Origin of the sequence: Nonomuraea sp. 10N515B (assembly GCF_052245915.1) — a bacterium.
In the GTDB taxonomy this organism is placed as follows: Bacteria; Actinomycetota; Actinomycetes; order Streptosporangiales; family Streptosporangiaceae; genus Nonomuraea.
This window is the reverse complement of record NZ_JBQQBQ010000011.1, coordinates 235,989-250,990: the sequence shown is the minus strand read 5'-3', so window position 1 is coordinate 250,990 and position 15,002 is coordinate 235,989. Positions and strand designations below refer to the sequence as shown.

Below are 15,002 nucleotides of genomic sequence, written 5' to 3'. Positions count from 1 at the left end.
ATGTGGGCGAAGGCGAGACTCCCGATACTGAGTGGGTGACCGCAATGGCGACGATCGAACCGACGGAGCACACGGCATTTCCTGTCGCGCCGTTCACTGTCGACGACCTGCTCAAATTCCCCGACGACGGGAACCGTTACGAGCTCTTCAACGGGAGCCTAGTAGTGAGTCCTGCCCCCACCCCCCGGCACCAGCGGGTGATCACCCGGCTGCTGGTCATCCTCCAAGCAGCGGCACCGCCCGAGCTGGAGTGCTTGTCGACCGTCAACGTCAGCCCGAGCAACGAGGATCTCTACATCCCCGACCTCGTCGTCGTGCCGGAGCAGGTGTCTGAGGCGGTTGACCTCATCTATGCGCCCAGTGACCTGCTCCTGGCTGTGGAGGTGGTCAGCCCAAGCAGCAAGTCCCACGACAGAGCGACCAAAGTGGCGGCATACGCAGACGCAGGCATCCCCCTCTACTGGCGCATCGAACCCATGGAGGGGCCGACGGTCTACATCTACGAACTCGACGGTCGCACCTATGCAGGACCTACCGTCCATAAGGCCGGGACGACTGTCAGCCTGTCGTCGCCCTTCCCTGTGAGCTTCGATCCCGGCGATTTGCTACGCCTACGTGGCTGGAACCCGTAATCCTCGGCCGCTCCTCGAGGCGTGACGCGCCCCGCCTCGAGGTCCGCCAGGACCGCCGCTCGGTCCCGTTCGGCCGGTGGGCCGAGGCCGGCGCCGCCCGTGGTCTCCATGATGAACGCCTCCCCGGCCGCGAACCGCACATTGTTGACCTTCGAAGCGAGCCGCTCCACCGTCCCGTCGAGGTACGCCTTGTAGAAGCCGCCCAGCCGCCCCGGTAGCCCGCCGTCCCGGCCCGGGGGCGGCAGGCGGAGGCGGTCACCCCTGGTCGTGACGTGGCAGTCGGCCAGGAAACGGTAGACGGTGCGCGAGCCCAGCCCGCCGCGATACCGCCCGGGACCGCCCGAATCCGGGATCGTCTCGATCGACTCGACGATCAGCGGACAGCGGCTCTCCACCGGCTCCACCTGCGGCACCGAGTTGCGCCCGATGCCGAAGTGCACGCCCGTCGCGTCCGGCCCGTCCAGCCCTTGCCGGGCGCCGACGCCGCCGAAGTCGTACGCCAGGTGGATCCAGTACGGCGCCCCGACCGCGGCGATCGAGAACGGCTGCAGGATCCCGCTGGGCGCGATCGCCCGTTCGGGCACCGCGTCGGACAGCGCCTGGAAGACGGCCTCCATGGCGGCGTAGATCGGGACGTACCGGCCGCCGCAGGGATAAGGGGAGCGGGCGTTGAGCAGGGAGCCCTCCGGCAGGCGCACCTCGATGGCGCGCAGGCAGCCGTCGTTCATGGGGATCGTCGGGTCCAGGAAGCAGCGGACCGCGAAGACGGCCGCCGCCAGGGACTGCGAGGCCGAGGCGTTGATGGCGGCCGGGACCTGCGGGTCGGTGCCCGCGAAGTCCAGCACGGCCTGGGTGGCGCTGAGGGTGATGGCGACGCGGATGTGGTGTGATTTTTCGGGATTGATGCCGTCGTCGTCGATCGGGTATGCCGCCTCGAAGCGGCCCTCCGGGAGATCGGCCAGGGAGGCACGGGTCCTGGCCTCCGTGTAGTCCAGGTAGTCGTCGACGCCTGCCGCCAGCCCGTCCACCCCGTGCTCGGCGATCAGCGCCTCCAAGCGGGCGGCGGCCACCGCCGTGCCGGCCACGAGAGCGCGTACGTCCCCCATGACCTTGTCCGGGGTGCGGCTGTTGGCCCGCAGGATGGCCTCCATGGCCGGGTCGATCCCGTCGGCGGTCGCCAGGCGTACCGGCGGGAGCTGCAGGCCCTCCAGGAAGATGTCCGTGGCCAGCGGCGCCATCCCACCTGCCGACAGGCCGCCCAGGTCCGAGACGTGGATCATGGTGGCGGTGAAGTACGCGGGTGCGCCCTCGACGAAGACCGGGCGGTAGACGAGCAGATCGTTGGTGTGCACGCCCCCCCGGTAGGCGTCGTTGAGTACGTACGCCTCGCCGGGGCGCATCGTGTCCAGGGGGATGTCCTTGATCAGCTCCGGGAGTGCCACCTTGAGGGCCATGCTGTTCATGAGCGTGGTGGCCATGGAGTGGGCGATCAGGCGGCCTCGGGCGTCCAGGACGGCGGCGGAGGCGTCGGATCCCTCGACGATGAAGGTCGAGTACGCCGAGCGCACCACCACGATGCTGGCCTCCTCCGCGGCCACCACCAGCGCGTTCCTGAGCACCTCCGCGGTCAGGGTGTCGCTCATCTGCCGCTCCCGGGTGTCAGGTGGACGGCGCGGGACTCGGTGAGCGTGGCGGTCCAGGCGGGCGGGACGACGATGGTGGACTCGGCGTCCTCGATGACGGCCGGGCCGGGGAGCGTGGCGCCCATGGTGTCCCTGGTGTGCACGGGGATCTCGACGTAGCCGCCCAGCTCGGGAAAGTACGCCCGGCGTGGAGCGGGGTGGTGCGGGTGGGCCTCGCTGGTCTCCGGGGACACCGGGTCGGCCGCCGCACGTGTTGCGCCGGACTCCGCCGTACCACGTCCCGCCGCACCGGCGCTGGAACTGCCCTCGTCGGCCCGGACGATCACGCGGATGCGGTAGCTGACCAGCTCGATCTCGCCCTGCTGTGCGATGCCGTACACCTGCCGATATCGCTCGAAGAACCGGGACGCGAGCATCTCCGGCGAATCGGACCACTCGACGGTCAGGTCGTGCGACTGGCCCTTGAAGCGGACGTCCACCGACCGCTGCACAGAAACCTCGGGATCCGCCGGCGAGACGCCCAGGTCGGCGGCGGCCTCCGCGGACAGCTCGGCGAAGATCGGCTCCGGGTCGCCCGCGTCCAGCCGGGACAGCACCCGGTCCGTGGACAGCTCCCCGGCCAGCAGGCCCGCCGCCGAGGCCACCCCGCAGTACACGGGCGCCACCACGGTCGAGATCCCGAACCGCTCGGCCACCCTGGCCGCGTGCATCGGCCCGGCCCCGCCGAAGGCCACCAGGGCGAAGCCGCGCGGGTCGATGCCGCGCTGCACCGTCACCACGTGCACCGCGGACGCCATCGAGGCGCTCACGATCTCGTGCACGGCGTACGCCGCCTCCTCCCGCGACACCCCGAGCGGCCCCGCCAGCCGGTCCAGGGCCTTGTCCGCCAGCGACGGCGACAGCGGGATCGAGGCGGAGGAGAGATAGCCGAGCACCAGGTTCGCGTCCGTGACGGTCGGCTCGGAGCCGCCGAGACCGTAACAGGCGGGGCCGGGTGACGACCCGGCCGAGTGCGGGCCCACGCGCAGGGCGCCCGCCGCGTCGAGCCAGGCGATGCTGCCGCCGCCCGCCCCCACCTCCGCCAGGTCGATGGCGGGCGTCTTGATCGGCACGCCGGTGCCCGCCCGCCGCCCGCCGAAGCTGCCCTTGCCGCCCACGTGGAACTCATGGGTGATCTCCGGCCGCCCGCCGCGTACCACGCACGCCTTGGCGGTGGTGCCGCCCATGTCGAACGAGATCACGTCCGCGAACCCGGCCCCGGCGGCCGCCAGCACCCCCGCCGCGGGCCCGGACTCGATCGTGGCCACCGCCCGCTTGGCGGCCAGGTCGGCGGAGATCACGCCGCCGCTGGACTCCATGACGTGGATGGGGGCGTGGATGCCGATCTCGGCCAGCCGGTCGCGGAGCCGCGACAGGTAGGAGGCCATCAACGGGCCGATATAGGCGGACATGATGGTGGTGGTGGCGCGCTCGTACTCGCGGATCTCCGGCCATACCTCCGACGAGGTCACCACCGTGGGGACGGACTCCCGGAGGATCGCCGCCACCTGCCGTTCATGATCAGGGTTGGCGTAGGCGTGCAACAGGCACACGGCCGCCGACGCGATGCCGCGCCGCGCGATCTCCGCGGCCACGTGCCGTACGGAGCCCGCATCCAGCGGCGTCAGGACCTCGCCGCGCGCCGAGATCCGCTCCACCACCTCGAAGCAGTCCGCCGCGGCCACCGGGGGAGGGGGCGGGGAGAAGCGCAGATCGTAGCGGTCCTCCTCGACGCGCGCGTAGCGGCCGAGCGGGACGGAGGCGCGGAAGCCATGAGTCGTGACGTAGGCGACGCGCACGCCCTTGCGTTCGAGCACCGCGTTGGTGGCCAGCGTGGTCGCGTGCACCACCCGGGTGACCTGCGCGGGGTCGCGGTCGCCGAGCGCGCGCGTAACGCCGGAGACGATTCCCGCGATGGGGTCGTAGTGGGTACTCAAGCACTTGACCACGGAAATCGCGCCGGACGTACTACGAAGGACCACATCAGTGAAGGTGCCGCCGACATCGACGCCGATCGTGTAGGCCACGCGGGTACGTTATGCCCCCTAGCAAGCGCTTGTCTACGCAGTGGTCTATTGACTTACGACAGGTGATTGGGACCCTGGTCCTATCCCTTGTGTTTGGAGCGGAGAGATGGCGCGCCTCACAGCTCTGGCAGGTGGCATCGCGGCAGCCCTGGTGCTGACCGCGTTACCGGTCGCGGCACACGAGCACCCGAGCGGGATCACCGACCTGGTGAGTCCGGCCGTGGTGCGCGTGGAAGCCGTGTCCCACGTGGAGATCACCCTGCTCGACCACCTCGGCGAGCTGAAGCACGTGGAGCGGTCCTATGACATCCCGTTCGGGTCGGGCACGGGGACCGTGGTCAACCCCGACGGGACGATCGTCGGGCTGCGGCGCTTCGCGGTGAACGACAACGACGTCGCGATCTACGCGGCCAACAAGATCTTCGCCGAGCACCACAAGGTGAAGCTCCCCGTCGACTACGAGAAGCACAAGCTCTCCGACGACCAGCTCAACCGCCATCTGCAGGCCTGTTATCCGCCCAAGAGCGACACCGCCACCTGCATCATCAACGTCACCCCCGACATCACGGCCTTCCCCAACGTCTCGCCGGCCAGCACCGAAGGTTTCAAGGTCAAGTGCATCAAGGCGGGCCCCGACCCCGACAGCCCGGCCGTGCTGGTGCCGGTCACGCCGGTCGCGGGCGGCGTCGGCATGCCGACCGCGCCGCTCGCCGACAAGGTGCCGGACCAGGTGGGCGCGCCCACCAACATCGCCGGTTTCCTCGGCCGGCCGGGCCCGAACGTCCAGCACACCGTCGAAATCGCCCATCTGAGCAAGGGAGGCGGGGCAGGCGAGAGTGGCAGGCCGTTCGCCGACCCCGAGAAGAAGGTGGACGAGCCGGTCAAGCTGGGCGCCCTGGCCGACAAGGGCCTGGTGGGCGCGCCGGTGATCGGTGACAAGAACGGCCACGTCGTCGGCCTCCTCGTGGGCGGCGGCAAGGAAGGCAAGATGATCGGGGTCAGGGAGATCACCGGCATCCTGTCCCAAGCCAAGGTGGTGCCGCGCCGGGGCCCGATCGACACGGCGTTCGAGGCGGCGCTGACCCGCTACCACACGAAGTACTACACCGACGCCGCGCCCGGCTTCCAGCGCGTGCTCGAGCTCTACCCCGGCAACGTGGTGGCAGCGGGGCTGCTGAAGACCTCACTGGCCAAGCGGGGCGGCCCTGAGGACCAGGGCACCAAGAGAGCGGCGGCGGAGCCGACCGGGTCCACGCCACTGTGGCCGTTCATCGTGGCGGCGGCGATACTTTTCCTCGCCGCCGGCGGCGGAGCGTATTTGTTGTGGCGCCGCCGCACTCCGGATCAATCGACAGCACTGCCACAGCCGCTGGCGGCCGGTCCACCGCTCGACCTCGACGACGGAGCCAACCAGACCGTGGTCGTCCGGCGGTCCCAGTCGTTCCACGTGGCCCCACAGCAGCAGCAGGTGATGACGGCGCCCGATTCGGCGATCAAATACTGCACGTCGTGCGGCATGAGGCTCGGACAGGCGCATCGATTCTGCGGCTACTGCGGTCACCCCATCGAGACGTGATGCAATTGAACGAAAGATCGCTCATCGGCCAGGAGGTGGCCGGGTATTACATCGAGGACATCGTCGGCAAAGGCGGCATGGCCGTCGTCTACCTGGCGCTCGACCCCCGGTTGAGCCGCCGTGTGGCGCTGAAGATCCTCAACCCGGTGCTCAGTGTCGACGACCGGTTCAGGCAGCGGTTCATCCTGGAGTCCAGGACGGTCGCCAGCATCGAGCATCCCAACATCATCCCGATCTACGAGGCCAACGCCGACGCCGACGGCGTGCTCTACATCGCCATGCGCTACGTGGACGGACTCGACCTGCGCCGCCTCATCTACGACCGGGGACCGCTGCCGATCGGCCCGGCCAACCAGCTCTTCGCGCAGGTGGCCGCCGCGCTCGACGCCGCCCACGCGCACGACCTGATCCACCGCGACGTCAAACCGGCCAACATCCTGCTGGCCGACAACCACGTCTACCTGACCGACTTCGGCATCACCAAGCACCGCTCGTCGATCTCCGGGCTGACCCAGACCGACCAGTTCATCGGCACGCCCCGCTACATGTCGCCCGAGCAGATCAACAAGGAGCACATCGACGGCCGGTGCGACCAGTACGCGCTGGCCTGCGTGGTCTACGAGGCGTTGTCGGCGCGGCTGCCGTTCCAGCGCGAGAACGACATCGCGCTGCTGTGGGCGCACCTGGCCGAGCAGCCCACGCCGCTGTCCCAGCTGCGGCCCGACCTGCCGCCGCAGATCGACGCCGTGATGAACCGCGCCCTGGCCAAGTCGCCCGAGCAGCGTTACGCGACCTGCACCGAGTTCGTCTCGGCGCTGCGCGAGGCCGTCAGCGGGCACGCGCCCGACGACCTCGCCGGTGGGGCCTACTCCATCCCGCGTCCCGGCGGCAGCCCGCACTCCGGGCCGCACCCCGTGCCCGGCTCGGGCCCCGGGTCGGGTCCTCATTCCCTGCCGCAGGCGGGACCGTCGTCCGGACCCCATGCCGGGGCCCCGCTCGCGGCCCCGCTCCCGCAGGCCGCCACGGGCAGGGCGGCGGCGCCGCCCGCGCCGCCCACCCACCCCACCGGGCCGCACAAGCGCCCAGGCCGCGTCCCGATCGTGGCCACCACGCTGGTCGCCGCCGTCGCCGCGCTCGCGCTGGTCGCGTTGATCATCATGAACCACCGGGGTGACACCTGGTCCCGCTACCAGACCAGCACCGCCGCGCCGCTGACGTTCGAGTATCCGGGCGACTGGACGGCACGTACGCACCGCGACCTGTTCGCGGTGGCCTCGCCGCACGCCACGGAGTTCGAGGCCCTGTTCGTGGCCGGCCCCGGCGCCGACTGGTCGAAGGTCTCGCAGATCGTCAGCGACGACCCCGAGGCGGCGTCCGGCGTGTACGTCCAGACCTCCGACACCCTCGACCCCGCCGGCGACTCCGAGCAGATGAAGGCCAAGATGGAGGTCCTGCTGCCGGGCGAGGTCGACGTCGGCAAGCCCGTGCAGGACCAGGCCGGCAACAGCCCCGCCACCCGCTTCGACGGCTCGCTGCGCGATCCCGCGACCGGCACCAGGCTGGGCTTCGTGAGCTATGTGATCGACCGCCAGCCCAAGACGATGCTCGTGATGTACTTCTGCGCCAAGGCCACCTGCGACGACGCCACCCAGACCCGCATCAGGCAGAGCGTCCACGTCTCGTGACTTGTAACTCACTTGTGCCCGGCTTGGCCTGGGTATTCAAGGCAGGCGCCGGGCGTCTACCCTCCGCCTTGTGGGCATTCGCATAGTCATCGCCGACGACCAGGCGATGGTCAGGGCAGGGTTACGCATGGTCGTCGATAGCGACCCCGGCATGGAAGTCGTCGGCGAGGCCGCCGACGGGCGCGAGGCCGTCGCCGTGGCCCGGCGCACGCGTCCGGACATCGTCCTCATGGACATCTCGATGCCCAGGCTCGACGGGCTGTCCGCGGCGAAGGAGCTGCTCGACACACCGTCGCCGCTGAAGATCATCACGTTGACCACGTTCGACACCGACGAGAACCTCTACGCCGCGCTGCGCGCCGGCACCAGCGGCTTCCTGCTGAAGGTGTCGCCACCGGAGCAGCTGCTCGAGGCGATCAAGGTGGTGCACGCCGGTGACGCGCTGCTCGACCCGGCCGTGACCAGCCGGGTGATCGCCTCGTTCGCCGGCCGGGCCGACCCGGCGCCCTCGCCCATGCTGGCCGAGCTGACGCCGCGTGAGCTGGAGGTGCTGCGGCTGCTCGCCCGCGGCCTGACCAACGCGGAGATCGCCAGGGATCTGTACGTGGGGGAGGCGACGGTCAAGACGCACGTGGCGCGGGTGCTCATGAAGCTCTCCCTGCGCGATCGGGCTCAGGCGGTGGTGTTCGCGTACGAGACCGGCGTCGTCCGGCCCGGTGCCGCCTGAGGTTTGGCGAGGCATGCGGTAGTTATGTGTATATTTTCCTGCATAAGGCGGTAGATGCAGGAGATATTTCATGCGAGCGTTCCCTCGAGTGTTGTTCGACGAAGCCCACAACGAGTCGTGGACCATCCGGCGCGAGGTGGCCGAGGCCATCAATCCCGCGCATCCCGACGACAACAGCTATGCCCGCGCGGCCGGGCTGCTGCGGCACCTGGGGCACACGGTGGTCGCGCACTCGTCGGGCCCGCTCGAGGCCGCGGTCCTGGCCGAGCAGGACGTGCTGGTGATCGCGCACCCTTCGGGGGAGCGGTGGGAGCGCACCACCGGGCAGGGCAGCCCGGTGTTCTCCGCCGCCGAGCTGGACGCCGTCGAGGCGTACGTGGCCGCGGGCGGCGGGCTGGTGGTGCTGGCCGAGGAAGAGCAGGACAAGTACGGCAACAACGTGCGTGAGCTGCTCGGGCGGTTCGGGATCGGGGTGGAGCACACCACCGTGCGCGACCCGAGGCACGCGCACCGGGACGTGGCCACCTGGGTGCTCGCCACGCGCGCCACCACGAACGGGCTGCTCGCGGGCGTCAAGACCGCCTGCTTCTACCGGACCGGCGTCCTGACCCTCGCGCCCGCCGCCGGGTCCGCCGCTGGGTCCGCCGCTGGGTCCGCTGCGCCCGCGACCGTCAGGGGCGCCACCGCGGCAGAGGCGACCGTGTTGTTCACGACCTCGCCCACCGCCGATCCGGCCGGTGCGCCGCTGGCCGTGGCCGTACGGCACGGCCGGGGCCGCGTGGTCGTGTTCGCCGACTCCGACCTGTTCGGCGACGACTCCCTTGACGACTACGACCACCGCAGGCTCTGGGCGAACGTGGTCACCTGGGCCGCCCGCGTCCCGGTGGGCGACGGGACGGCGGGGACGCGCGACGAGGCCAAGGCCGCCTTGTTCGCCCGGCTCAAGGCCGCTGTCGAGCAGCTCAGGCCGCTCCAGGTCAAGGATGGCTCGGTGCCGGAGGAGTCCAAGGAACGCGGCAAGGCGCTGGTAGGCGAGATCGCCGGTCACGTAAGCGAAATATCGCCGTATTTCCCGCACGATGCCGCGTACCTCGAGGCCGTGCGCCATGACCTGGCGAAGTGGGCCGGCGAGGGACTCGGCGTGCCCGACTTCCTCGACTCGCTCGATCGCTTCCACCCCGACACCCAGCGGGTGGACGGTCTGGAGCACGTCGTGGTGTTCCCCATGTACACCCAGAACGGCAACACCAACCGCAACCTGGAGGCCGTCTGGATCCGGACGATCTGGCCGGACTGGCTGGCCAGGCTGGAGGCGAACGGCTACGACAACCCGATGTTCGTGCCGATCGCGTTCGAGGACTTCACCTCCGGCTACGACACGCACTCGGCCGTGTTGTTCCCCGAGACGGTGGCGGTGCGGCAGGCGCCGGCCCGCTTCACCTGGGGCGGCATCTTCGCCGACCGCGAGGCCGCCAGGTTCAGGCGGGTGTCCGCGGCGGCCGCGCAGACGCTCAAGCTGGACCTGCCGCCGGACGCCGCCAGGCTGCTGGACTCGCAGCAGCTCGCGCAGGACACGTTCGTGTTGTGGGACCTGGTCCACGACCGCACGCACAGCCACGGGGACCTGCCGTTCGACCCGTTCATGATCAAGCAGCGGATGCCCTACTGGCTGTACTCGCTGGAGGAGCTGCGCTGCGACCTGACCGCGTTCGGCGAGGCGGTGGAGCTGGAGCGGCAGGGGGTGCCGCACGCCCGGTACGTGCAGCACGCGATCCTGTTCGACCGGCTGTTCAGGTTCCCGATCAGCGGGGAGCGGGTGCGGAACTACGACGGGCTCGGCGGGCAGTTGCTCTTCGCCTACCTGCACCGCAACGACGTCGTGCGGTGGACCGACAACCGGCTCTCGATCGACTGGGAGCGGGTCGCGGACGGGGTGGCCGACCTGCGGGGCGAGGTGGAGAAGCTCTACCGGGACAGCATCGACCGGTCCAAGCTGGCGCACTGGCTGGCGGCGTACGAGCTGGTGAGCTCCTACGTCGCGCCGCACCCGGGCTCGACCTGGGCCAAGGGGATCGAGGCGCTGCCCGAGGAGCAGAAGGCCAAGGTGGACGCGGTGCTGCCGGACGAGTTCCCGCTGAGCATGTTCTACGAGGCACTGCGCCGTAAGCTGGGCGAAGTCGTCGAATCGACCAAGGGACTCCGAGCATGATCATTCTGGTTACCGGGGCTGGAGGGCCCACAGGTGAGGCCGTTTCCGGATTTTTCCGGAAAAATGGCCACACCGTGATCGGTGTCGACAAGGACGACGTCGACCTGCTCGACCGCGCGGCCGTACAGAGCCTGGCGGAGCGGATCGACCGCGAGCACGGCCGGGTGGACGGCGTGGTGCACCTGGTCGGCGGGTGGCGCGGGGCGAGCACGTTCGCCGAGACCGACCTCGAGGACTGGGACGTCCTGCACGACCTGCTGATCCGTACGCTCCAGCACGTGTCGCTGGCCTTCGAGCCGCTGCTGCGCCGCAGCGACAACGGCCGCTTCGTGATCGTCTCCGCCAAGGCGGCCGAGCGGCCGACCGCCGGCGGCGCCGTTTACTCGGCGGCCAAGGCGGCGGCGGAGGCGTGGACGCTGTCGCTCGCCGACGCCCTGTCCGGCACGGACAGCGCAGCGGTGATCCTCGTCGTCAAGGCCCTGGTCAACGACGCCATGCGGGCCGCCAAACCGGACGGGCGCTTCCCCGGTTTCACCGACGTCAACGACCTCGCGGCGGCGATCGGCGGTCTGTACGACCGCCCGGCCGCCGAGCTCAACGGCACCCGATTGGACCTCACTTCTTGATTCCCCGGCACGACCCCCAGCACAAGGCGTTCGCCAGCGACAACTACGCGGGCGTGCACCCCGAGATCCTCCAGGCCATCGCGACCGCCAACGGCGGCCACCAGATCTCCTACGGTGACGACGTGTACACCGAGGCTCTGCAGGACGTCTTCCGGCGACACTTCGGCGAGCAGGCGCAGGCGTGGCCCGTCTTCAACGGCACGGCCGCGAACGTCGTCTCCCTGCGCGCCATGACCGCGCACTGGGAGGCGGTCATCTGCGCCGAAAGCGCCCACATCAACACCGACGAGGGCGGCGCGCCGGAGGTCGCCGGGGGCATCAAGCTCCTGACCGTCCCCACGCCCGACGGCAAGCTGACGCCCGAGCTGATCGACCGGCAGGCGTGGGGCTTCGGCGATGTGCACCGGGCCCAGCCACGGGTGGTGTCCATCTCGAACACCACTGAGCTCGGCACCCTCTACACACCCGGCGAGATCGCCGCGATCTGCGCGCACGCCCACGAGCTCGGCCTGCTGGTCCACCTCGACGGCTCCCGCCTGACGAACGCGGCGGCGGCGCTGGACGTGCCCATGCGGGCGCTCACCACGGACGCCGGCGTGGACGTGTTGTCCTTCGGCGGCACCAAGATCGGGCTCCTGTACGGGGAGGCCGTCGTCGTGCTGAACCCCTCGGCCGCGACCGGCGTGGACTACATCCGCAAGACATTCATGCAGCTGTCGTCGAAGATGCGCTTCGTGTCGGCCCAGTTCGAGGCCCTGCTGTCGGGGGACCTGTGGCTGCGGAACGCGCGCCGCGCCAACGCCATGGGGCGGCGCCTGGCCGAGGCCGTGCGCGACATCCCCGACGTCACGCTGCCCCGGCCCGTGGAGGCCAACGCCGTTTTCGCCGTCCTGCCCAGGGACGTGACGGAGCGGCTGCAGAAACGGTTCCGGTTCTACACGTGGAACGAGGCGACGGGGGAGGTGCGGTGGATGTGCGCCTTCGACACGACGGAGGCCGACGTCGACGCCTTCGCCGCCGCCATCGCCGAGGAGATGCAGGCCGCCGGCTCCTGACGCCACCCGCCCCGGCTCGCGCCGACCTCGCCCGGACTTGAGCGCCGCGCAGCTCGGGCCGCGCAGCTCGGGCCAGGCGGCCTCGAGCACCCTCGCGCGCGCACCCTCGCGTGGTCACCCTCGCGTGGGCACCTGGCGTCGCGCACCCTCGCGTGGGGCACCTGGCGTCGCGTGCCCTCCGTGGGGCACCTGGCGTCGCGTGCCCTCGCGTGGCGCATCTGGCGTCGCCCGCCCTCGCGTGGCGCATCTGGCGTCCCGCATCCCTCGCGTGGCGCACCTGGCGTTTGCCCTCCCTCGCGTGGCGCATCTGGCGTCCCGCATCCCTCGCGTGGCGCATCTGGCATCGCGCAACTGGCGCCGTCCACCTCGCGCCGCGCACCTTCCCATGGCGCATCTCGCGTGGCGCATCTCGCGTGGCGCACCTGGGTCGCGTAACTGGTGTGCCGCACCTGGCGCCGCGCAGCGCGAGTGCCGCAGCTCGAGTGCCGCAACTGGCCTGCAGCACCTAGTGTCGCGCACCTCGTGTCGTGCACCTCCCGCCGCACCGGCGCAAGGCGCGGGGTGCCTAGGCGCGTGTCGTGCGCGGCTGGGGTGCTGTTTGCGGTGCGCCGCCGCGTGGCCTGCGTGGGGAGTCGGCGGGAGGGCGCGATCCCGGCAGCCGGCGGAGCGCTACCCAGGGCCGGGAAGCGTCACGGCGTGCGAGGGCGGAGGGCCAGGCGGGCAGCCTGCCAGCCGCCCATTCCGTGCGCCCCGGCCCCCGGCGGCGTTGAGGCCGAGCACAGGAACACCCCGGGAAGCGGCGTGCGCCACGGGGCGGGGGACCACACAGGGCGGCGGAGGAACTGGGTCAGGCTCGCCAGCCCACCCCCGATGTCGCCCCCCACCAGGTTCGGATTGGCCGCTTCCAAATCCGCCGGCCCCATCGTGTGCCTGGCCAGCACACGGTCACGGAACCCCGGCGCGAACCGCTCGATCTGCGTCTCGATGGCGTCCGTCATGTCCACCGCCGACCCGTTGGGAACGTGGCAGTACGCCCAGAGCGTGTGCCCGCCCCTGGTCGGGTCGGCCGCGTACGGCTGGACGAGGAGCACGTACGGACGCGGCGAATGCCGCCCCGCCGCCGTCTCCGCCTCGCTGAGCGCGATCTCCTCCAGCGTCCCGCCCAGGTGCACCGTGCCCGCGCCCGCCACCGCCGGTTCCCGCCACGGCACGGGCCCGTCCAGCGCCCAGTCCACCTTGAACACCCCGGGCCCGTAACGGAAACGTTCGAGCCGCCGGCGGTAGCCCGCAGGCAGGTCGGCCATGGCGATGAGCTGCCGGGGTGTCACGTCGAGCACCACGGTCGGCGCGGACAGCTCGGCAAGGCGGCGCACCCGGTGCCCGGCGACCGCCTCCCCGCCCAGCGCTCTGAGCTCGGCCACGAGGGCGTCGGCCAGCACCTGGGACCCGCCCCGCACCAGCGGCCACCCCACCAGGTGAGCCAGGGACGCCAGCATCAGGCCGTATCCGGCGGTGATGGGGGAGCGCAGGTCGAGCATGGCATGCGCGGCCATGCCCGCGATCAGCGCGCGCGCTTCCACGGTGCGGAAGGCCCGCCGCGCGAACGTCGTGGCGGGCAGCACGCCCGCGAGCCCGAATCTGGCCGCCTGCGCGAACGCACGCGGCGGCACGTGCCACGGCCCCAAGGGCTCGAGCAGCAGCTCCACCAGCGGGAATCCGGCTCGCGCCGCCGCGCCGGCGGTGGCCAGCCACGCGCCCGCGTCCCGCCCGAGCGCCTCGGCGGTGCGGCGCGGGTCGCGGTGCACGAGCACGGCCGGACGGTCGTCCAGCGGATGGGCCGCGGGCACCGCGGGATGGACGAACTCCACGCCCCTGAGGGACTCGCCCCCCTTGCGAAACTCGCCGCCTTCGAGGCCGAGCCGCCGGAACGCCGGCGAGGCAAGCGCCATCGCCATGACGGTCGCCCCGAAGTCGTGCACCCGCCCCGGCAGGGTCAGCTCGCCGGAGCGCAGCCCGCCGCCGAACCGCTCGGCCGCCTCCAGCAGCAGCACCTTGCGTCCGGCACGGGCCAGCGTGACCGCGGCGACCAGCCCGTTGGGCCCGGAGCCGACGACGATCGCGTCGGCGTCCATCACTGAGGTTGGAGTATCGACGGATAAGGCTGGGCGCCACGCTGGCGCAGCATGTCCGTCATGAGCTTGATCTCGCCGCTCTGCCCCTGGACGATCTTCTGCGCCATGCTGACGACCTCCGGCCGGGTGGACAGCTTGAGCAAGCCCTCGGCCATCTCCACGCCGCCCTCGTGATGGCGGATCATCAACTGCAGGAAGAGGATCTCGGCCTGCGTGCCCTGCGCCTCCTTGAGCTTGGTCAGCTCCTCGGGCGTGGCCATGCCGGGCATGGTGCCGGGCGCCACCGTGGCGCCGCCGTGCCCGTGGCCGCTCATCCAGGCCATCGGCCGCTGGTCGCTCGCCTGGTCCAGCTGCCACTGCTGCAGCCAGCCGAGGAACATGCCACGCTGGTTGGCCTGGGTGTTGATGATGTCGAAGGCCAGATTCCTGACCTCCTTGGCGGGACCCTTGTCCCTGATCGTGAACGCCATGTCCACGGCCTGCGCGTGGTGCGCGGCCATGTCACGGGCGAATCCGGCCTCGGGCGAGGAGTCGCCCGGCGTGCCCGCTCGGCCGAACAGCAAAAATGCGGCCGCGGCGAGCACCAGCACGCCGCAGACGACAAGGAGTGGATTCCTGACGGGCTTTTTCATGGCTCGTCCAGCGTACCCA

The 15,002-nt window shown here is 70.9% G+C and carries 11 protein-coding genes; 7 read left to right on the top strand and 4 right to left on the bottom strand.

All coding sequences use genetic code 11. The annotated features are described in order from the left end of the window. Positions 1-2: 2 nt before the first annotated feature. Positions 3-632, top strand: coding sequence for a Uma2 family endonuclease (locus ACTWQA_RS19250; protein WP_443160560.1), 630 nt, complete (start codon positions 3-5; stop codon positions 630-632). On the opposite strand, the gene ACTWQA_RS19245 is transcribed toward ACTWQA_RS19250, so the two are convergent. Both ACTWQA_RS19245 and ACTWQA_RS19240 read right to left on the bottom strand, forming a co-directional pair. Continuing rightward, complete coding sequence (locus ACTWQA_RS19245; RefSeq protein ID WP_443160559.1) at positions 521-2,275, bottom strand: hydantoinase B/oxoprolinase family protein; 1,755 nt, start codon at positions 2,273-2,275, stop codon at positions 521-523. The two genes, ACTWQA_RS19250 and ACTWQA_RS19245, sit on opposite strands and share 112 nt — an antisense overlap. Then, entirely contained in the window at positions 2,272-4,341 is a 2,070-nt protein-coding gene (locus tag ACTWQA_RS19240) for a hydantoinase/oxoprolinase family protein (RefSeq protein ID WP_443160558.1), read from the bottom strand. Before ACTWQA_RS19240 ends, ACTWQA_RS19245 begins: the two co-directional genes overlap by 4 nt. 106 nt (positions 4,342-4,447) lie before the next feature. Between ACTWQA_RS19240 and ACTWQA_RS19235 the strand changes: the two genes are divergently transcribed. The 6 genes from ACTWQA_RS19235 (at position 4,448) to ACTWQA_RS19210 (ending at position 12,219) form a co-directional block, all read left to right on the top strand. Beyond that, positions 4,448-5,917 (top strand): hypothetical protein, encoded by a 1,470-nt coding sequence (locus tag ACTWQA_RS19235; protein WP_443160557.1) that lies wholly within the window; start codon positions 4,448-4,450, stop codon positions 5,915-5,917. Then, positions 5,917-7,602 (top strand): serine/threonine protein kinase, encoded by a 1,686-nt coding sequence (locus ACTWQA_RS19230; protein WP_443160556.1) that lies wholly within the window; start codon positions 5,917-5,919, stop codon positions 7,600-7,602. The genes ACTWQA_RS19235 and ACTWQA_RS19230 overlap by 1 nt, the downstream gene beginning before the upstream one ends. A gap of 70 nt (positions 7,603-7,672) precedes the next feature. Further along, positions 7,673-8,329 (top strand): response regulator, encoded by a 657-nt coding sequence (locus tag ACTWQA_RS19225; protein WP_443160555.1) that lies wholly within the window; start codon positions 7,673-7,675, stop codon positions 8,327-8,329. A 70-nt stretch (positions 8,330-8,399) separates the two neighbouring features. Continuing rightward, complete coding sequence (locus ACTWQA_RS19220) at positions 8,400-10,538, top strand: DUF6421 family protein (protein WP_443160554.1); 2,139 nt, start codon at positions 8,400-8,402, stop codon at positions 10,536-10,538. Beyond that, a complete protein-coding gene (locus ACTWQA_RS19215; protein WP_305924664.1) occupies positions 10,535-11,164 on the top strand; it encodes an SDR family NAD(P)-dependent oxidoreductase in 630 nt (209 codons plus the stop codon). Before ACTWQA_RS19220 ends, ACTWQA_RS19215 begins: the two co-directional genes overlap by 4 nt. Next, positions 11,161-12,219, top strand: coding sequence for a threonine aldolase family protein (locus ACTWQA_RS19210; protein ID WP_443160553.1), 1,059 nt, complete (start codon positions 11,161-11,163; stop codon positions 12,217-12,219). Before ACTWQA_RS19215 ends, ACTWQA_RS19210 begins: the two co-directional genes overlap by 4 nt. 689 nt (positions 12,220-12,908) lie before the next feature. Here ACTWQA_RS19210 and ACTWQA_RS19205 read toward each other — a convergent pair. Together ACTWQA_RS19205 and ACTWQA_RS19200 are read right to left on the bottom strand one after the other, a co-directional pair. Continuing rightward, positions 12,909-14,351, bottom strand: coding sequence for a phytoene desaturase family protein (locus ACTWQA_RS19205; protein WP_443160552.1), 1,443 nt, complete (start codon positions 14,349-14,351; stop codon positions 12,909-12,911). Continuing rightward, on the bottom strand, positions 14,351-14,983 hold the full coding sequence (locus ACTWQA_RS19200) for a DUF305 domain-containing protein (RefSeq protein ID WP_443160551.1): 633 nt from the start codon (positions 14,981-14,983) through the stop codon (positions 14,351-14,353). Before ACTWQA_RS19200 ends, ACTWQA_RS19205 begins: the two co-directional genes overlap by 1 nt. Positions 14,984-15,002: the final 19 nt, after the last annotated feature.